This window comes from Aquaspirillum sp. LM1, from assembly GCF_002002905.1.
Classification (GTDB): Bacteria; Pseudomonadota; Gammaproteobacteria; order Burkholderiales; family Aquaspirillaceae; genus Rivihabitans.
Genome location: NZ_CP019509.1, coordinates 3,627,970 through 3,645,988, shown reverse-complemented (window position 1 = coordinate 3,645,988; position 18,019 = coordinate 3,627,970). Strand labels below are relative to the sequence as shown.

Below are 18,019 nucleotides of genomic sequence, written 5' to 3'. Positions count from 1 at the left end.
GGCGCCCCGGCAGACTTGGTCTGGCCGGTGGCGCTGCGCCCCGGCTGGCAGCGGATAAGGTTGAATGTAGGTCATGAATAACGCACTGCGTGCTGTCTGGAGGTTCAGGGGATTTGTCCTGACCAGTGTCAAACGGGAATTCCAGTCCAAATACCGGAACTCCCTGCTCGGGGCGGCCTGGATGGTGATTCATCCGCTGTCGATGATCCTGGTGTATACGGTGATTTTTTCCCACATGATGAAATCCAAGCTGCCCGGCGTGGAAGGCGGCTTTGCCTACAGTATTTATCTGTGCGCCGGGGTGCTGACCTGGGGCCTGTTTGTGGAAATTGTCAGCCGGGCGCAAACCATCTTTATCGACAACGCCAACCTGCTGAAAAAACTCAGTTTCCCTACCCTGTGCCTGCCACTCATTGTGGTGCTCAACGCCCTGTTGAATTTTGCCATCATTGCCGGGTTGTTTATCGGCTTCTTGCTGCTGGCCGGGCTGTTTCCGGGCTGGGTGGCGCTGACGGCGCTGCCGGTGCTGCTGATTCAGGTGCTGTTTTCCATTGGCCTGGGGATTACCCTGGGTGTATTCAATGTCTTTTTCCGCGATGTCGGCCAGTTGTTTGCCGTGGTGATCAATTTCTGGTTCTGGTTCACCCCGATTGTCTACCCGGCCAATATTCTGCCGGCCTCGCTGGCGCACTGGCTGGCGTTCAACCCGATGGCGTCGTTGGTGGGCGCGTATCAGCAGATTTTTGTGCATGGCCGGGCACCGGACTGGGCCGGGCTACTGCCGGTCACCCTGCTGTCGGTGGTCATGTGCGTGCTGGCGGCACAGCTTTTCAAGCGCCACGCGGGCGAAATGGTGGATGAACTCTGATGGGCACGATTCAGGTAACTGGTCTGGGCAAGGCCTATCGACAATATGCCAGCCGCTGGGGTCGCCTGGCCGAATGGCTGCTGCCGTCATCGCGTCCGCGCCATCAAAAAAAATGGATCCTGCATGACATCTCCTTTGCCGTGGCACCCGGCGAGGCGGTGGGGATTGTCGGCGTGAATGGTGCCGGCAAGAGCACGCTGCTGAAACTGATTACCGGCACCACCCAGCCAAGCTGCGGCACGGTGGCTATTCAAGGCCGGGTGGCGGCGTTGCTGGAACTGGGCATGGGCTTTCACCCGGATTTTACTGGCCGGCAAAATGCCTATATGGCCGGCCAGCTGATTGGCCTGTCTGCCGACGACATTACCCGGCTGATGCCGGAAATCGAAGCCTTTGCCGAAATTGGCGACTATCTCGACATGCCGGTGCGGGTGTATTCCAGCGGAATGTCGATGCGCCTGGCATTCAGTATTGCCACCTGCCAGCGCCCGGACATCCTGATTGTTGATGAAGCGCTGTCGGTGGGCGATGCGTATTTTCAGCACAAAAGCTTTAACCGCATCCGCGAATTCGGCAAACAGGGCACCACCCTGCTGATTGTCTCGCACGATAAAGCCGCGATTCAGTCGATCTGCAACCGCGCCATCCTGCTGGAGCATGGCCGGGTGGCGATGGAAGGCGAGCCGGAAGCGGTGATGGACTACTATAACGCGCTGATTGCCGAAAACGGCAACCGCACGGTGCAGCAGGCCACCCTGGCTGATGGCCGCACGCAAACCCAGTCGGGCTCGGGCGAGGCCAGCATCACCGCCATTGGCCTGTACAACGCCGAAGGCGAGCCGGTGGAAGTGGTCAAGTGCGGCGAGGAAGTGGCCTTGCGGGTCACCGCCAGGGTCAACGCGCCGCTGGATTCGCTGGTGCTGGGCTACGCCATCAAGGATCGGCTGGGCCAGGCCGCCTTTGGCACCAACACCTACCATCTGGGGGCCGAGCAAACCCAGTTGCAGCCCGGCGAGCAGATTCATTACACCCTGCGCTTTCCGGCCAACCTGGGCGCGGGCTCGTATTCGGTGGCGGTGGCGCTGCATGCGTCGGACACCCATGTTGCCGGCAATTATGAATGGCGCGACCGCGCGCTGATTTTCAACATGATCAACACCAGCCAGCCCGAATTTGTCGGCACGGCCTGGCTGCCGTCGGCGGTGGAGTTTTCCCGTGAGTGACACCCAGAGCTTTTATCGCGCGTTTGAAGAAAAATACCGGGGCTCGCGCGAACTGATCAAACAGCGGCTGCAGGCGTATAACCCGTTCATCCTGCCGCTGCAGGGCATTTACCCCCAGGGCAGCGGCATCGACCTGGGCTGTGGCAGGGGTGAATGGCTGGAAGTGCTGCGCGAACAGGGCTTTGACGCCCATGGTGTGGACCTGGACGACGGCATGCTGGCCGCCTGCCTGGAGCGCCAGCTGCCGGTAAAAAACCAGGACGCCATCGCCGCCCTGGCCGAGCTGGCCGACGCCAGCCAGGCGATTGTGTCCGGCTTTCATATTGCCGAGCACATGCCGTTTGAGGTGCTGCAAACCCTGGTCCGCGAAGCGCTGCGCGTGCTCAAGCCGGGCGGCTTGCTGATTCTGGAAACGCCCAACCCGGAAAACATCATGGTGGGCTCGTCCGGCTTTTACCTGGACCCCACCCACCAGCGCCCGCTGCCGCCGGGATTGCTGCGCTTTGTGCCCGAACATCAGGGTTTTTACCGCACCAAGGTGGTGTTGTTGCAGGAGCCGAAGATCCTGGTCAACAGCCCGCATATCCGCCTGTATGACGTGCTCAGCGGGGTGAGCCCGGATTACGCCATTGTTGCGCAAAAACACGCGCCGGCGGCGCTGCTGGCTCCGTTTGCCAGTGCATTCAATCGCCGTTACGGCCTGGATATCGAAAACCTGTCTGGCCGCTTTGAACGCAATCTGCAAGAGCGGCTGGACCGGCTGGAGGCGCTGACTGCGCACATTGAACAACGCACCGCCCAGGCCGAACAACGCGCTGCCGAAGCGCATGCCGCGCTGGAGGGGCTGCTCAACAGCAAATCGTGGAAGCTGACGGCCCCACTGCGTGCTGCGTTTACCCTGGTGCGCGACTGGCGCAACCGGCTGCGCGGCCAGCCTGCACCCGTGGAGGCTCCTATTGCCGAGCCGACCCCGACGCCCGCACCTGCGCCCGTTGCCGTGCCCACGCCGGCGTGCCGGCTCACCCGCCTGCACCCGCATGTGCTACCGGTGTCGCCGCGCCTGCCCGAAGCGCTGTTGCTGCCCGCACCGGCAACGGACGCGCCCTGGGTGCGGCTGACCGGCCATGTGGAAGGCCATTACAGCCTGGCCATCGTCAACCGGGGGCTGGCTGGCGCGCTGGAACAGCTCACCGATGGACGCTTGCAGTTTGTCCCTTACCACGGCCAGCCCTACGCCGAGCCACCACAACTGCCGCCCGAGCAAGATGCGCCACTGCACGCCGCCTTGCGCCGTCAACTGCCCGAACACGAAGCCGATCGGGCCATTTCGCTGGTGCACCACTACCCGTTCATCCACGACCCACAGCCGGCTGCGCTGCGCGCCATCGTGTTTTTCTGGGAAGAAACCTCGGTGCCGGCGGACACCATCGCCCATCTGAATAGCCAGTTTGATCTGGTGCTGGTGGCCAGTGAGTCGGTCAAGCGCGCCTTGCTGAACTCCGGCTGCCGCCCACCCGTGCGGGTGATTCCCATCGGCATCGACCATCTGATTGGCCCGCACACCGCCCCGCTGACCACGCTATCGGTACGCGAAGGCCAGCCGCTGCGATTCTTGCATGTGTCGTCGGCGTTTGAGCGCAAGGGCGTGGATGTGCTGCTGGCCGCCTACCTGGACGCCTTCAGCGCCGACGATGCAGTCGAGCTGTACATCAAGACCTTCCCCAACCCGCATAACCAGATTCACGCCCAACTGGCGGCGCTGACCGCCGGGCGCGACATGTCGGCGCGGGTGATCATCGACGAAGCGCCGCTGGACGACGCCGGCATGCTGGCGCTCTACCGCAGCGCCCACGCCATGGTACTGCCCACCCGGGGCGAAGGCTTTAACCTACCGGCGGCGGAAGCGCTGGCCATGGGGCTGCCAGTCATCACCACCGGCCACAGTGCCCAGGCGGATTTCTGCTGCCATGACACCGCCACCCTGGTGAATTTCCGCTTTGCCGCCTCGCGCAGCCACCTGCGCGCCAGCGACGCCTGCTGGCTGGAGCCTGATCCGGTGGATTTGGCCGCCAAACTGCGCCAGCTGCGCCAGCGCATTCTGGACGCGGACCCGGCACTGACCACGCAGCGCCAGGCTGGCCAGCAGCATGTGCGCGATACCTACCGCTGGGACAATGCCGCCCAGGCGCTGCTGGCCAGCGCTGACTGGCTTGAGCAGCAGCCGGCCCACAGTGGCCCGCTGCGTCTGGCGCTGCTCAGCCCATGGGCCACCCGCTGCGGTATTGCCGAGTACAGCCAGGAGCTGCTGCGCGCCATGGCCCCGCCCGAAGTGGCCGTCAGCATTTACTGCGACGAGCGCACCGACCCGGCGGCCAGCGCCGGTGCCCAGGTGTGCTGGACGCTGGGGATGAACGACAGCGTGCCGCTGGTGCTGGAACAAATTGGCCACGGCAATGCCCAGGTGGTGCTGGTGCAGCACCAGCCCAGCCTGTTCCCGCTATCGGACAATTGCTGCGCGCAACTGGCCCAGCTGCATCGTCAGGGCCGGGTGGTGATGCTCGAGCTGCACTCCACCCAGCCGCTGCTGGCCGAATGCCGGGTGTCGGCGCAGGGCGTGGCGGCACTGGCCGAGCTGGACCGCATTATCGTGCACAAGCCGGAAGACCTGAACCATCTGCTGGCGCTGGGACTGAGCAACAATGTGATGCTGCTCACCCTGGGCGTGGTACAACCGCTGGCCGACCCGGCAGAAGCCGCCACCCGCGCCGCGCTGGGGATTCCTGCCGACGCACTGGTGCTGGGTTGCTTTGGCTTTGCCCTGCCGCACAAGGGCATCGACACTCTGGTGGATACCGTGCGCCCACTGGAACAGGCCAGTGGCCGCCGCGTGCATCTGCTTGGGCTGAATTCGGTGCTCGACCCGCGCAGCGAACAGATGATCCAGCACTGCCAGGAACAGGCGCAGGCGCTGGGCGTGGCCGGGCAGGTACACTGGATCACCGACTACCGGCCCATTACCGAATGCCAGCAACTGCTGGGTGTGGCCGACTATGTGGTGTTTCCGTACAAATACACCCGCGAAAGCGCCAGCGGCGCGGTCACCATCGGCCTGTCCACCCTCAAGCCAGTGCTGGTCAGCCCGCTGGAGATTTTTTCCGACCTGCCCGATGTGACCTGGCGCATGGACGGCCACGAAGCCGACGATATTGTGCAGGCGGTGCTTACCCTGTCCCGTCAGGCCGACGTGTGTACGGCGCTGGTGGAGCGTCAGCGCCAGTGGCTGCGCGCCCGCGATTGGGACACGCTGTCGGCGCGGCTGCTGACGGTGATGCACAGCCTGCGCGGCGAACGCCAGCTGGCCCAGGCCATTGCCCCAGCGCGCCAGGCCTGGCAGGCAGACTGGGCCGCCGCGCATGGCAAGCAGCTGCTGGTGGATGTGTCAGAGCTATACCACCGCGACGCCCGCACCGGCATCCAGCGCGTGGTGCGCAGCGTGCTTAACGAACTGTTTCGCGCGCCGCCAGCAGGGTATGCGGTTTGCCCGGTGTACGCCAGCCAGGGCGAACCCTTCCGCTATACCGACAAATTTGCCCCGCATGGTGCAAGTCCGCAGGACGAACAGCCGATCCGGGTCAACGCCGGGGATATTTTCCTGGGCCTGGATCTGGCCGCGCATCTCTTCCCCGAGGTAGAAAGCCAGCTGGCGGCCTTCCGCCTGGCTGGCGCGCAGGTGCATTACGTGGTGTACGATATTATTCCGCTGCGTTACCCTCATCTGACCGTGGCCGGTATCAGCGAAGCGTTTGCCCACTGGCTCAGCGGCTTGGCCCGCCACGCCGACGGCCTGATGTGCATTTCCGACGCCGTGGCGCAGGATGTGCGCCACTGGCTGTTGCAACAGCATCCTGAACTGCCGCTGCCGGCAATTGGCCATTTCCATCTGGGTGCCGACCTTGACCAGTCCAGCCCGAGCACGGGCCTACCGGATAACGCTGCCAGCATGCTGGCCAACCTGGATGCCCACACCAGCTTTTTGATGGTGGGCACGATTGAGCCGCGCAAGGGTCACACCCTGGTGCTGGAGGCGTTTGAGCAGCTGTGGGCTGCCGGGCTGGATTGCCGGCTGGTGCTGGTGGGCAAGGCTGGCTGGAATATCACCGAGCTGGCCGAGCGCCTGCGCCAGCACGCCGAATATGGCCAGCGGCTGCTCTGGCTGGAAAGCACCAGCGACGAGTATCTTGAAAAAATCTACCGGCATACCGATTGTCTGATTGCGGCATCGGAATGCGAAGGATTTGGCCTGCCGCTGATTGAAGCCGCCCAGCACGACTTGCCGATTCTGGCCCGCGACATTGCCGTATTCCGCGAAGTAGCCGGTGTGCATGCCAGCTATTTCAGCGCCAGCCAGCCCGATGCGCTGGCCCAGGCCGTGCGCGACTGGCTGGACAGCTACGCGATTGGCAGCCATCCGCGCTCCGGCGCCATGCCGTGGCTGACCTGGCAAGCCAGCACCCAGGCGTTGTTGCATGCCGTGCTCCCGCCCGTCCGATCAACCGAGTGACCCAGGCCGATGACCGATATTGCCTTGCCCAGCGACTTTTCTGCGATTCCTCCCGATCCCGCCGGGACGGAAGGGGCGGATGCGTCGTTGAGCGCGGCAGTCAAGCAGGTCATCACCATCCACCTGAACAATATCCCGCTGCTGACCGGGCTGGCCCCGGCGGTGTTGCAGCAGTTGGGCCAGGCCATGCAGTTCCGCACGGTGGAAAAAGGCACGTATGTGATGCACAAGGGCAGCGCCGGCGAGCATCTGGTGTTTTTGCTATCGGGCCATCTGCATGTGCTGGACGTGACCGAAGATGGCCGGGAAATTCACCTGGCTACCCTGGCACCGGGAGACTATGTGGGTGAAATGGCGGTGATTGACGGTCAGCCGCGGTCGGCATCGGTGCAGGCCAATGAAACCGCGCTGGTGGCATTTTTGCCGCGTGCCCAGTCGCTGCAGCTGATTTACACCAACCCGCTGGTGGCCGAACGGGTGATGACGCGCATGGCCGGCACCATCCGCGCCGCCGCCGCCAACCGGGCCATCCTGAGCATTCCCAACGCCTTCCAGCGCGTGTATGCCGTGCTCAACCAGCTGGCCAAGCCGGTGCCGGGCAATATGGTGGTGATTGCCAGCATGCCCACCCAGCAGGACATTGCCGCCATGGTGAACACCAGCCGGGAAACCGTGTCGCGCGCGCTGCAGGTGTTGTTACAAAAGAAAGTAGTGGAAAAAGACATGCGGCGTCTGATTGTTCGCCAACCCGAGCTATTGCGTAAAATGGCCCTCGAAGACCCCAGCCTGGCAGCTGCTTCGTCTGCGCAGGCAGGGCAGTGAGCGGCCTGTGGCCGCGCCTGCGCGCCGGATGGGCTCATCTGGAAGACAAGCTGCGCGAAGAAGATAAACAGCAGCATATGCTGTGGAGCTTCTGGCTGATGCAGGGTGCGTGTATCCTCTGGCCCATGCCTTGGGCACTGCTGGCCGTGTGGCTGGCCGGGCTGGGCAAGGAAATCTGGGACGCCCGCTATGGCAGCGGGTTTTGCTGGTACGACATGCTCGGGAATATGCTGGGTTTGCTGGCCGCAGTGATTTTTATCAGTTTGGCCCCGGAAGGGCTCTATCAAGCATGAAACTTCTTGTAAACGGTATTCCCCTGCTGTCTCCGCTGACCGGCATTGGCCAGTACACCCGCCAGCTGTGCAGCGAGCTGGTGCGCCAGCCAGACATCGACTTGCTGATGTCGTATGGCATGCGCTACGAACGCGGTCTGCATCTGCCCTCCGCCAACACCACCCGCTCCCTGCAGGCCGGCTACAGCCTGTTGCGCAAAATCCTGCCGCGTCCACGCCAGCTGAAACGGCTGGTGGAAGAAACCCGCTTTACCTGGACCAGCCGGCGGATCCTGCGCGAGGGCTATCTGTACCACGAGCCAAACCTGCTGCCGCTGCCCTACGAAGGCCCGACGGTCATCACCCTGCATGACCTGTCCTGTTTTGACCATCCGGAAACCCATCCGGAGGAACGGGTCAGCATCATGCACCGCGAGCTGCCGCCTGCGGTGGAGCGGGTCGATCACATCATTGTGATTTCCGAAGCCACCCGCCGGGCCGTGCAGCAGCGTTTTGGCGTGGACGACTCGCGCATTACCGTCACCCTGCTGGCCGCCGACCCCCGGTTTGCCCCGCGTTCTGCCGACAGCCTGAAGCCGGCACTGGCCGAGCTGGCACTGAACCCTGGCGGCTATTTGCTCAGCGTGGGCACGCTGGAGCCGCGCAAAAACCTCACCACCCTGTTTGAAGCCTACGCCGGCCTGCCCGACGCCGTGCGCCAGCGCTATCCGCTGGTGGTGGTGGGCATGCCGGGCTGGCGCACCGAAGGCCTGATGGCGTCGGCCCAGCAGTTGGTCAGCCGGGGCGAACTGCGCTTCATGGGCTATGTGGACGACGCCGTGCTGCCGCTGTTGTATGCCGGCGCAGCGGCATTTGCCTACCCGTCGCGTTATGAAGGCTTTGGCCTGCCGCCCCTGGAAGCCATGGCCTCCGGGGTACCGGTGCTGGTGTCTAACACCACCTCGCTGCCGGAAGTGGTGGGCGACGCCGGTGTGCAAGTGGCACCAGACGACGTGGATGCCATGCGCGAAGGGCTGCATCGCCTGCTCGACGACCGCGACGAAGCCCGCCGCCGGGCAGATCTGGGCCTGGTGCAGGCCACCGCGTTCAGCTGGGAAAAATGCGCCGCCGAAACCCTGGCGGTATACCGGCGCGTGCTGCAGTCGCGCGGCCTGGCCTGATCGCGTGCGATGCGCTTGCCCCGCCCGGCCCAACTGCTTGGCATTCGCCTGGGGCTGGTGCTGCTGGCCTGCTGCCTGGCCGGCTGGGTGGAGTGGCAGCGCCCGCAACTGCTGACCCGGTTTGACGAAGCACTGCGCGACCTGCAGCATCAGGTCAGCGCCAGCCAGCAGCCCGAACACCGGGTGGCGGTAATTGACATCGACGAAGCCAGCCTGCAGCAGCTCGGACCGTGGCCATGGCCGCGCCAGCGCATTGCCGACCTGCTGGAAATTCTGCTCACCCACTACCAGGTGCGCGGCATTGGCGTGGATATCCTGTTTCCCGAGCCCGCCGACCCCGCCGGCGACGCCCGGCTGGCCTTGCTGGCCGAACACGCGCCCGTCACCCTGGCGCAAATCTTTGACTACACCGCCCGCAGTGTGCCGCTGCAGCAAGGGCAACTGAGCGGCGGCCAGCCGGCGCGGGCTGACCCGGCTCAGGTTGTGGCGGCCCACGGCTATATTGCCAACCATGCCGGCCTGAGCCAGGCGCGCTGCCTGGGCAATATTGGCTATCGGCCAGACAGCGACGGCGTGCTGCGCCGGCTGGCCCCGCTCACCCGGTTTCAGGGCCGCGACTATCCGCTGTTTGCCGCCACTGTACTGGATTGCGCCCAGCCGCCGGGCAGCCCCTCCAGCTTGCCCCAGCTGGACGAAGCCACCTGGCGGATTCCCTACCCCTACCAATGGCAGGCGTATACGGTGATTTCTGCCGCCGACATCCTGCAGCAGCGGGTGGAACCCTCCCTGCTGGGCGGACGCTATGTGCTGGTGGGGGCCTCATCGCTGAGCCTGGGCGACCATGTCAGCACGCCGCTGGCCCCGCTGAATGCCGGCGTGCTGGTGCATGCCGCCAGCCTGTCGGCGCTGCTGGATGTGCAGCAGGGCAGTGGCCAGCACCCCTGGCATGGCCGTGGCCTGCTGGCGCTGTGGGTGCTGACCAGCGCGCTGCTGTTTGTCTTCACCATGCCGCGCCTGCCCGCCTGGGGCAATGTGCTGTTACTGCTGTTGCTGACCGGCAGCTGGCTGCTGCTCGGGCTGTGGGGCGTGCAGCGCGGGGCCGAGTGGTCCATCAGCGCGCCACTCAGCGCCTATTTGCTGCTACTGGCCACCGCCATCCCGTTTGAATGGTGGCAAACCCAGCAGCGCAACAAGCGCCTGCTCAGCACGTTTTCCCGCTATGTCGCGCCATCGGTGCTCAATGAACTGGTGCGCCGGGGTATGCTCGACACCCTGACCCCCACCCTGCGCGAAGTCACCATCCTGATAGCCGACATGGAAAGCTACACTCGCACCATGGCCGCGCTGTCGCTGCCCGACGCCGCCCGGCTGATCCGGGACTTTCTCGAACGGCTGACCGCGCCCGTCCTGGCGCACAGCGGCACCCTGGACAAATACACCGGAGATGGCCTGGTGGCGTTCTGGGGCGCGCCGCTGCCCTGCCCGGAACAGGCTGACAGCGCGGTGTCAGCGGCACTGGATATTTTGCAGGCAGTGGCTGCGCTCAACCAGCAACGCCATGCCGAGGCGCTGCCGCCATTGCGCGTGCGCATCGGCATCGAAAGCGGCCTGGCACTGGTGGGCGACCTGGGCACCACCTTCCGCAGCAGCTATACCGCCGTGGGCGACTGCATCAACTTTGCCTCACGGCTGGAATCCGCCGCGCGCACCCTGCCGGCAGATATCATCATTGGCAGCGAAGCCGCCAGCCGCATCACCCAGCACACGCTGATTCCGCTGGGCAGCATTCAGCTGCGTGGTACCGAGTCGATGATGGCGGTGTTTACGGTAGGTCGGGGACACGCCGGGTAACGAGATGCACGGAGGGCGCTCAGTGCAGGTCAAACACCTCAGCCAGGCTGGCAGCATCCAGCGCGCGCTGAAACCAGTCATCCAACTGGGCCGTGCTGGCCAGTGGCAAGCGTGCCAGAATCGCCGGATCGAGCGGGCCAAAGCGCTTGTTGAGCAGCAGTTGCAACAGCTGAAGCCGGGTGCTGTGTTCCGCTTCCTGTCGGCCCTCCTGCCGTCCTTCTTTTCGCCCTTCCTGAAGCCCTTCCCGTTTTCCTTCCAGCACTGCGTCACTACGCCATTTGGCCACGCGGGTTTCCAGCATGTCGGTTCCTTTCAGCAGTTGGTCGATATCAGGGACATCCAGGCCTGGCATTTTATGGCTCAGGCGGTAGTGCAGCCATTCCATCGCGGCCCGGCCAATACTTGCCCTGAACGGTGAATCGGCCACCATCTGGCCAAAATAGCGGATGGCCTGTCGGGTTTCTTCGGTGTCGTTCGGGTGTTCCATCCGGAAAATGGCCGCCACCACGCCTTGCAAGCCTTCCAGATAGTTGGCGCTGAAACGGCCTTCGTCCAGCAGCCAGAACTTCAGCCGTGGCTGGAATTCGCTCAGTACCGTGGGGTGCGGCTGGATCAGGTCGAACACTTCCGGGCTGTGCTTCCAGCGGGCGTCGCCGTTATACAACACAATCGGCAGCACGGGCGGCAAACCCTGGGCCAGGTCAACGGTTTTGCTGCGCACCAGATGGTCATACAAGGCCGACACATATTGCATGATCCGCACCGGCATGCCCCGGTCCACCGAGGATTGAAACTCCAGCAGCAGATACAGATAGATGCGCTGGCCGCTCAGCTCGACCGACCAGACAATATCGTCTTCACGCTGTTTCATGGCCGGGGTGATAAAACTGCCGGTTTCGCGGCGCAGGGTGGCGTAGTCCAGCAAGGGGGCCAGGCCTGGTGGAGCGAAGGTTTCCAGCAGCTCACGCACCAGGTCGGCGTGTGAAAACAGGAACTTGTAGCCGGTATCGTGCAGATGTGCCATGGGGTATCATAACGTGCAGGCGCTGATATAGCATCCAGATAAGTCGCTGGCGCTCAGTGCAGGTCAAACACCTCGGCCAGGCTGGCAGCATCCAGCGCGCGCTGAAACCAGTCATCCAGCTGGGCGGTGCTGGCCAGTGGCAAGCGGGCCAGAATGGCCGGATCAAGCGGGCCAAAGCGCTTATTGAGCAGCAGTTGCAACAGTTGAAGCCGGGTGCTGTGTTCCGCTTCTTGCCGGCCTTCCTGCCGTCCTTCTTTTCGCCCTTCCTGAAGCCCTTCCCGTTTTCCTTCCAGCACTGCGTCACTACGCCATTTGGCCACGCGGGTTTCCAGCATGTCGGTTCCTTTCAGCAGTTGGTCGATATCAGGGACATCCAGGCCTGGCATTTTATGGCTCAGGCGGTAGTGCAGCCATTCCATCGCGGCCCGGCCAATACTTGCCCTGAACGGTGAATCGGCCACCATCTGGCCAAAATAGCGGATGGCCTGTCGGGTTTCTTCGGTGTCGTTCGGGTGTTCCATCCGGAAAATGGCCGCCACCACGCCTTGCAAGCCTTCCAGATAGTTGGCGCTGAAACGGCCTTCGTCCAGCAGCCAGAACTTCAGCCGTGGCTGGAATTCGCTCAGTACCGTGGGGTGCGGCTGGATCAGGTCGAACACTTCCGGGCTGTGCTTCCAGCGGGCGTCGCCGTTATACAACACAATCGGCAGCACGGGCGGCAAACCCTGGGCCAGGTCAACGGTTTTGCTGCGCACCAGATGGTCATACAAGGCCGACACATATTGCATGATCCGCACCGGCATGCCCCGGTCCACCGAGGATTGAAACTCCAGCAGCAGATACAGATAGATGCGCTGGCCGCTCAGCTCGACCGACCAGACAATATCGTCTTCACGCTGTTTCATGGCCGGGGTGATAAAACTGCCGGTTTCGCGGCGCAGGGTGGCGTAGTCCAGCAAGGGGGCCAGGCCTGGTGGAGCGAAGGTTTCCAGCAGCTCACGCACCAGGTCGGCGTGTGAAAACAGGAACTTGTAGCCGGTATCGTGCAGATGTGCCATGGGGTATCATAACGTGCAGGCGCTGATATAGCATCCAGATAAGTCGCTGGCGCTCAGTGCAGGTCAAACACCTCAGCCAGGCTGGCAGCATCCAGCGCGCGCTGAAACCAGTCATCCAACTGGGCCGTGCTGGCCAGTGGCAAGCGTGCCAGAATCGCCGGATCGAGCGGGCCAAAGCGCTTGTTGAGCAGCAGTTGCAACAGCTGAAGCCGGGTGCTGTGTTCCGCTTCCTGTCGGCCCTCCTGCCGTCCTTCTTTTCGCCCTTCTTGCCGCCCTTCCTGTCGGCCCTCTCGCCGTCCTTCCTGCCTTCCCTCCTGCAGCCCTTCCCGTTTTCCTTCCAGCACTGCGTCACTACGCCATTTGGCCACGCGGGTTTCCAGCATGTCGGTTCCTTTCAGCAGTTGGTCGATATCAGGGACATCCAGGCCTGGCATTTTGTGGCTCAGGCGGTAGTGCAGCCACTCCATCGCGGCCCGGCCAATGCTTGCCCTGAACGGTGAGTCGGCCACCATCTGGCCAAAATAGCGGATGGCCTGTCGGGTTTCTTCGGTGTCATTCGGGTGTTCCATCCGGAAGATGGCCGCCACCACGCCTTGCAAGCCTTCCAGATAGTTGGCGCTGAAACGGCCTTCGTCCAGCAGCCAGAACTTCAGCCGTGGCTGGAATTCGCTCAATACCGTGGGATGCGGCTGGATCAGGTTGAACACTTCCGGGCTGTACTTCCAGCGGGCGTCGCCGTTATACAACACAATCGGCAGCACGGGCGGCAAGCCCTGGGCCAGGTCAACGGTTTTGCTGCGCACCAGATGGTCATACAAGGCCGACACATATTGCATGATCCGCACCGGCATGCCTCGGTCCACCGAGGATTGAAACTCCAGCAGCAGATACAGATAGATGCGCTGGCCGCTCAACTCGACCGACCAGACAATATCGTCTTCACGCTGTTTCATGGCCGGGGTGATAAAACTGCCGGTTTCGCGGCGCAGGGTGGCGTAGTCCAGCAAGGGGGCCAGGCCTGGCGGGGCGAAGGTTTCCAGCAGCTCACGCACCAGATCGGCGTGTGAAAACAGGAACTTGTAACCGGTATCGTGCAGATGTGCCATGGGGTATTGTAGGCATTACCGTCGGTCAGAGGCAAACATCAGGGGGGGGCGCCAAGATGATTTCCCCGTGTTTGCTAGCGGCCAAACTGCCACTGCCAGCCCAGCTGCACGCTGCGGCTCTGGTAGGCAAACAGGGAAATATTCTCCCGATTGCGCACCATGCGATACTCCAGAAACAGCCCGTGTTCCTTGCTCAGCGGCAGCGAAACCATCGCCCGCAACAGCTGGGTGTGCTGGCGGCGGGCCACGTCGATCAGGCCGGGAGAATAGCTGCGGGCACCCGCCCAGCTCTGATACAACCAGCCCAGTTCACCCAGCATGCCGCCCCCCAGTGCGGCGCGTGCCGACAGGCTGGCAAACAGGCCGTGCCGGTCGCCGCCGGCGCGGGCACCATTGCCAATATCCACCCCGTAGCCGCCGCTGCCCTGTAGCCAGATGGGGCCTTGCTGATAGGTCAGCACGCCACGGGCTTCCCACAGGCTGGAGTCAAAATACGAGCGCGACGGGTACATCACGTGGCTGACCCCGGTCAGCCCACTCAATTGCCAACCTGCAGGCAGCGGCAGCGGCGGGGTCAGCCAGGCATTCAGCGAGACATAGCGCTGGTAGTCCTTCCCGCCCAACTGGGTCAGCCCCAGTGAGCCCCCCAGCCGGGTATCCCAGCCGGCAAAGCGGCGCACCCGCTCCGCCCCCACCGAAGTGGACACGCTGTTGTAGCGCGAGAGATGATCGTAGCGGCGGGCCTGTAACTGGGCATACCCTTGCCAGCCATTCGCGCCGCTGACCGACCCCTCCAGCGACAGATTATTAAAGCGGTCGCGCTGCGGGGTAAACTCGGGTGACAGCACCAGGCTCAACAGATTGCTGCCCTGGCCGATAGTAAAGTTGGGATTGCTCGCCCCCTGATTGACATTGTCGTCACTGCCGCGACTCAGGCGCAGGCGTCCTTCCCAGCGTGGCGCAGGAGCCTGACAGCCTTTGGCGCGCTGCAGGGCAATGATTTCCCGGATGCCGGGGGGGGGATCAAAGCGCACCTCAATCGCCTGAAACAGGATTTCGGCTTCTTCGGCATTGCCCAGCCGGCATTGCAGGATGGCCAGATCCAGCCAGGCTCCGGCGTGTTCCGGCTCCTGCGCCACCAGCCGGTGCAACGCTTCGCTGGCCTCTTCAAAACGGCCTTCGATCAGCGGTTGCATCGCCTCCAGATACGGGTTGGCAGCAGGGGCGTCAGTATCCGCCCACGCAGGGAAAGGCAGCAGCATCAGCAGGCCGAGCAGCAAGGTGGCCCAGCAACGGATGCCGCGTGTGTTTGCCGCTTGTCCGGCAGAATGTGGGACCCTCATTCCAGCAATTTTTCCGTGTTGGGGAACACCCACAATGCTATGCTATCCATCTACTTGAATGATCCATCTACGCTATATTCAAACATGCAGCCAACCCGCTGGCGAACACGCTGCTGGCATGGCTGCATGAAGAGAGTTTCACAGGGAGTACCGAATAATGGGCATCCATACCCCTATCCGCCACCTGCTTGCTGCTGTGCTGTTTAGCCTGGCCACTGTTTGCTGGGCCGGCGAAGCCGGCAAGGTGGTGCTCAGCGTGGGCGAAGTCCGCCTGCAGGGCCAGCCGGCCAAGGCCGGCAACAGCGTTCAGCCCGGCGACCGTCTGAGCACTGGCGCAGATGGCTATCTCTACATCAAGACGGTGGACAACGGTTTCCTGATTTTGCGGCCAAACAGTGAAGCCAGCATTGTCGCCTACCAGGCCGATACTGACACACCGGCCAACAGTCGGTTCAAAATTGAGCTCCAGCAGGGTGTGGCGCGCAGTATTTCCGGCCAGGCGGTGAAAAATGCCCGGCAAAATTTCCGGTTCAACACGCCAATTGCTGCTATCGGCGTGCGGGGCACCGACTTTACCGTATTTACCGATGCACAAACCACCCGTATTGCGGTTTTATCCGGAGGCGTCGTGGTCAGCGGCTTCGGCCAGGGTTGCTCACCCGATGGCAACGGCCCGTGCGAAAGCCCGAACAGCCGCGAACTGTTTGCCCGGCAAAGTGCCGAAGTGCTGCAAATCAGCCGGGGCCAGCAAGTGCCCGAACTGATCCGGGGCAAGGCGCTATTGCCCGATGTGAACACCCCGCCGCTTCCGGATGAGCCAGGCAAAACTTCGCGCAACAGCATCCGCCGCTCATCCGACACCAGCCTGGAATCCAGCCTGGTGCCGCTCAAGCTGGCCGAACTGGATAAAGCCACCGTGGTAAACGGCAGCACGGCACCGGCTGTCACCCTGCCCAACTCGGTAGCACCCATCAGCTGGGGGCGCTGGAAAACCATTGCCGAACAATCGGCCAGCATCAATCTGGACACCCTGGGCACCGAAGGCTACCGGATGGCTGCCCTGACCGGCGACTTTGCCCTGCTGCGCCACCAGAACGCCAGCTGGCAAGCCCCGACTGGCAACCTGAACTTTGCCCTGCAAGGCAGCATGGCGCAGTTTCAGCGCAATGGTGCCACCCAGCTGGCCAGCCTGGAAAATGCCAGCCTGTCGATCGACTTTGACCGCAGCCGCTTTGCCACCCAGTTTGACCTGGTGTCACAAGACATCCGCCTGACGCGCCAGGCGCAAGGCAATGTAGGCAGTGATGGCACCTTCAGCAGTGCCAGCCAGTTTCTGGACGGCAATAACATGACCGTACAGGGCGTGCTGGCCGGCGCTCAAGCCAGCACCCAGGCCGGCTATACCTTTCAATCCCGGATCGACGACCTGACCGTTGCCACCGGCGTGGCGTTGTGGGGCGTGAAGAAATAGTGATTGGGGGGGCTGCTGTGCCCAGGGAACGCTGAAAAAACCCTGGATCCCCGCGAAGGTGGGGATCCAGGGTTTTGATTTTGCTGAGTTCTGTTTTTGGCAAAAACGATTTTTCTGAATAAATCAGCGCGTCTTTGGTCCCTTCATCGCCGGTGGGTTCCGATTAGCGGCAAGTTTAGGTGGCTCTCAATTCGTCGAGTAGATCAGGATGACGGTCTAGCAGTTTGAACAGCTTGACCAAAGCCAGCGGTGGCTTGGTCTTGCCGTTTTCGTAGCGTGAAAACGCATTCACACCACCGCCAAAGAGTTCGGCTGCCTGACGCTGATCGAGATCAAGTTTTCTACGCACCCGGGTGATATAGCCAGGATCGACGAATGCCGAATTCACCTGTCGCTGGAATACACCAATCATTTCACTATAACGATCGCCGTGCTCGCGGTTCAGAACAACTTCGCCACACGCAGGGCAGAACTCGCCCGTCACCGCAGGGATCATGGTGGATTCGCCCTTGTAGGCATAGGAAATGTCGCGCGTATCGTGAATCAACTCAACCGCGCCGCATACAGGACATTTCATGGTTAAAGCTCCTTGAACGAAACAACCAGCAAGTCATCAATCACTGTCAACTTTAGGTACACCTCAGCTTCGCCCGCTAACCGAGTGCGGTACACATCTTGCCAAATACGGTGGTCGGCGTGAGTGGTCATGCTTTTGTAGAAATCAGCGGAAGTAAGCGCCTTCACCACTGCGCACATCCCTGCCAAGTTGTTGATACCCAGCTCACGCGCTCCACAAAACGCGGTAGCCGTGGCTCTGACCTGACCGGCCTTGATCAATGCCTTGACCACATGCAACTTGTTGTGCGGAATGCTTTTTTCCATACGCTGATTGTAACCTATTAGGTTTTTTTGGCAAATAGGTTATTTTCGATCCAAGGCAGTGATGGCACCTTCAGCTGCGCCAGCCAGTTTCTGGACGGCAATAACATGACCGTGCAAGGCGTATTGGCCGGCGCTCAAGCCAGCACCCAGGCCGGCTATACCTTTCAATCCCGGATCGACGACCTGACCGTTGCCACCGGCGTGGCGTTGTGGGGCGTGAAGAAATAGCAGATTGGGCGCGTGGCTCAGTGCGACGCCCGGCTGCCGGGCGTCGTATCCCCAGGGCAAGCGCATCAACCCTCTGCCGCCCTGAAGTAGCAGCTTGAGCCCACCCATCCGTCACGCTACACTTGGGCG

Annotated in this window: 15 protein-coding genes; 9 read left to right on the top strand and 6 right to left on the bottom strand. The window is 62.6% G+C overall.

Translation table 11 applies throughout. From position 1 onward, the window contains the following. Positions 1–73: 73 nt before the first annotated feature. The 7 genes from BXU06_RS15785 to BXU06_RS15755 are packed head-to-tail and all read left to right on the top strand — an operon-like array spanning position 74 to position 10,778. Positions 74–868, top strand: a complete 795-nt coding sequence (locus tag BXU06_RS15785) for an ABC transporter permease (protein ID WP_077301789.1) — start codon at positions 74–76, stop codon at positions 866–868. Next, positions 868–2,091: an ABC transporter ATP-binding protein gene (locus BXU06_RS15780; RefSeq protein ID WP_077301786.1), complete on the top strand. Its 1,224-nt coding sequence runs from the start codon at positions 868–870 to the stop codon at positions 2,089–2,091. The genes BXU06_RS15785 and BXU06_RS15780 overlap by 1 nt, the downstream gene beginning before the upstream one ends. Further along, positions 2,084–6,652, top strand: a complete 4,569-nt coding sequence (locus tag BXU06_RS15775) for a glycosyltransferase (RefSeq protein ID WP_150125240.1) — start codon at positions 2,084–2,086, stop codon at positions 6,650–6,652. Before BXU06_RS15780 ends, BXU06_RS15775 begins: the two co-directional genes overlap by 8 nt. Positions 6,653–6,661: 9 nt before the next feature. Then, positions 6,662–7,474: a Crp/Fnr family transcriptional regulator gene (locus BXU06_RS15770; protein WP_077301780.1), complete on the top strand. Its 813-nt coding sequence runs from the start codon at positions 6,662–6,664 to the stop codon at positions 7,472–7,474. Further along, positions 7,471–7,767, top strand: coding sequence for a hypothetical protein (locus BXU06_RS15765; protein WP_077301777.1), 297 nt, complete (start codon positions 7,471–7,473; stop codon positions 7,765–7,767). The genes BXU06_RS15770 and BXU06_RS15765 overlap by 4 nt, the downstream gene beginning before the upstream one ends. Next, positions 7,764–8,927, top strand: a complete 1,164-nt coding sequence (locus BXU06_RS15760; protein ID WP_077301774.1) for a glycosyltransferase family 1 protein — start codon at positions 7,764–7,766, stop codon at positions 8,925–8,927. Before BXU06_RS15765 ends, BXU06_RS15760 begins: the two co-directional genes overlap by 4 nt. 9 nt (positions 8,928–8,936) lie before the next feature. Continuing rightward, a complete protein-coding gene (locus BXU06_RS15755) occupies positions 8,937–10,778 on the top strand; it encodes a CHASE2 domain-containing protein (protein WP_077301771.1) in 1,842 nt (613 codons plus the stop codon). Positions 10,779–10,797: 19 nt separating this feature from the next. On the opposite strand, the gene BXU06_RS15750 is transcribed toward BXU06_RS15755, so the two are convergent. The 4 genes from BXU06_RS15750 to BXU06_RS15735 form a co-directional block, all read right to left on the bottom strand. Continuing rightward, complete coding sequence (locus BXU06_RS15750; protein WP_077301768.1) at positions 10,798–11,802, bottom strand: Rpn family recombination-promoting nuclease/putative transposase; 1,005 nt, start codon at positions 11,800–11,802, stop codon at positions 10,798–10,800. Between the two features lie 53 nt (positions 11,803–11,855). Beyond that, on the bottom strand, positions 11,856–12,860 hold the full coding sequence (locus BXU06_RS15745) for an Rpn family recombination-promoting nuclease/putative transposase (protein ID WP_077301768.1): 1,005 nt from the start codon (positions 12,858–12,860) through the stop codon (positions 11,856–11,858). A 53-nt stretch (positions 12,861–12,913) separates the two neighbouring features. Further along, positions 12,914–13,966: an Rpn family recombination-promoting nuclease/putative transposase gene (locus BXU06_RS15740; protein WP_077301765.1), complete on the bottom strand. Its 1,053-nt coding sequence runs from the start codon at positions 13,964–13,966 to the stop codon at positions 12,914–12,916. A 74-nt stretch (positions 13,967–14,040) separates the two neighbouring features. Continuing rightward, complete coding sequence (locus BXU06_RS15735) at positions 14,041–15,309, bottom strand: tetratricopeptide repeat protein (protein ID WP_077301762.1); 1,269 nt, start codon at positions 15,307–15,309, stop codon at positions 14,041–14,043. Between the two features lie 157 nt (positions 15,310–15,466). Here BXU06_RS15735 and BXU06_RS15730 point away from each other — a divergent pair, with 157 nt between their 5' ends. Next, positions 15,467–16,780, top strand: coding sequence for a FecR domain-containing protein (locus BXU06_RS15730; protein ID WP_077301759.1), 1,314 nt, complete (start codon positions 15,467–15,469; stop codon positions 16,778–16,780). Between the two features lie 175 nt (positions 16,781–16,955). Here the strand turns inward: BXU06_RS15730 and BXU06_RS15725 are convergent, their stop codons facing one another. Then, positions 16,956–17,357, bottom strand: a complete 402-nt coding sequence (locus tag BXU06_RS15725; RefSeq protein WP_077301756.1) for a type II toxin-antitoxin system MqsA family antitoxin — start codon at positions 17,355–17,357, stop codon at positions 16,956–16,958. Positions 17,358–17,359: 2 nt separating this feature from the next. After that, complete coding sequence (locus BXU06_RS15720) at positions 17,360–17,662, bottom strand: type II toxin-antitoxin system MqsR family toxin (RefSeq protein ID WP_077301753.1); 303 nt, start codon at positions 17,660–17,662, stop codon at positions 17,360–17,362. A 105-nt stretch (positions 17,663–17,767) separates the two neighbouring features. Here BXU06_RS15720 and BXU06_RS18415 point away from each other — a divergent pair, with 105 nt between their 5' ends. Then, a complete protein-coding gene (locus BXU06_RS18415) occupies positions 17,768–17,890 on the top strand; it encodes a hypothetical protein (protein WP_256364051.1) in 123 nt (40 codons plus the stop codon). Positions 17,891–18,019: the final 129 nt, after the last annotated feature.

Coding starts and splice junctions, on each gene's coding strand:
- BXU06_RS15785 (WP_077301789.1), top strand. CDS start 74: ATGAATAACGCACTGCGTGCTGTCTGGAGGTTCAGGGGATTTGTCCTG.
- BXU06_RS15780 (WP_077301786.1), top strand. CDS start 868: ATGGGCACGATTCAGGTAACTGGTCTGGGCAAGGCCTATCGACAATAT.
- BXU06_RS15770 (WP_077301780.1), top strand. CDS start 6,662: ATGACCGATATTGCCTTGCCCAGCGACTTTTCTGCGATTCCTCCCGAT.
- BXU06_RS15760 (WP_077301774.1), top strand. CDS start 7,764: ATGAAACTTCTTGTAAACGGTATTCCCCTGCTGTCTCCGCTGACCGGC.
- BXU06_RS15755 (WP_077301771.1), top strand. CDS start 8,937: ATGCGCTTGCCCCGCCCGGCCCAACTGCTTGGCATTCGCCTGGGGCTG.
- BXU06_RS15750 (WP_077301768.1), bottom strand. CDS start 11,802: ATGGCACATCTGCACGATACCGGCTACAAGTTCCTGTTTTCACACGCC.
- BXU06_RS15745 (WP_077301768.1), bottom strand. CDS start 12,860: ATGGCACATCTGCACGATACCGGCTACAAGTTCCTGTTTTCACACGCC.
- BXU06_RS15740 (WP_077301765.1), bottom strand. CDS start 13,966: ATGGCACATCTGCACGATACCGGTTACAAGTTCCTGTTTTCACACGCC.
- BXU06_RS15735 (WP_077301762.1), bottom strand. CDS start 15,309: ATGAGGGTCCCACATTCTGCCGGACAAGCGGCAAACACACGCGGCATC.
- BXU06_RS15730 (WP_077301759.1), top strand. CDS start 15,467: ATGGGCATCCATACCCCTATCCGCCACCTGCTTGCTGCTGTGCTGTTT.
- BXU06_RS15725 (WP_077301756.1), bottom strand. CDS start 17,357: ATGAAATGTCCTGTATGCGGCGCGGTTGAGTTGATTCACGATACGCGC.
- BXU06_RS15720 (WP_077301753.1), bottom strand. CDS start 17,662: ATGGAAAAAAGCATTCCGCACAACAAGTTGCATGTGGTCAAGGCATTG.
- BXU06_RS18415 (WP_256364051.1), top strand. CDS start 17,768: ATGACCGTGCAAGGCGTATTGGCCGGCGCTCAAGCCAGCACCCAGGCC.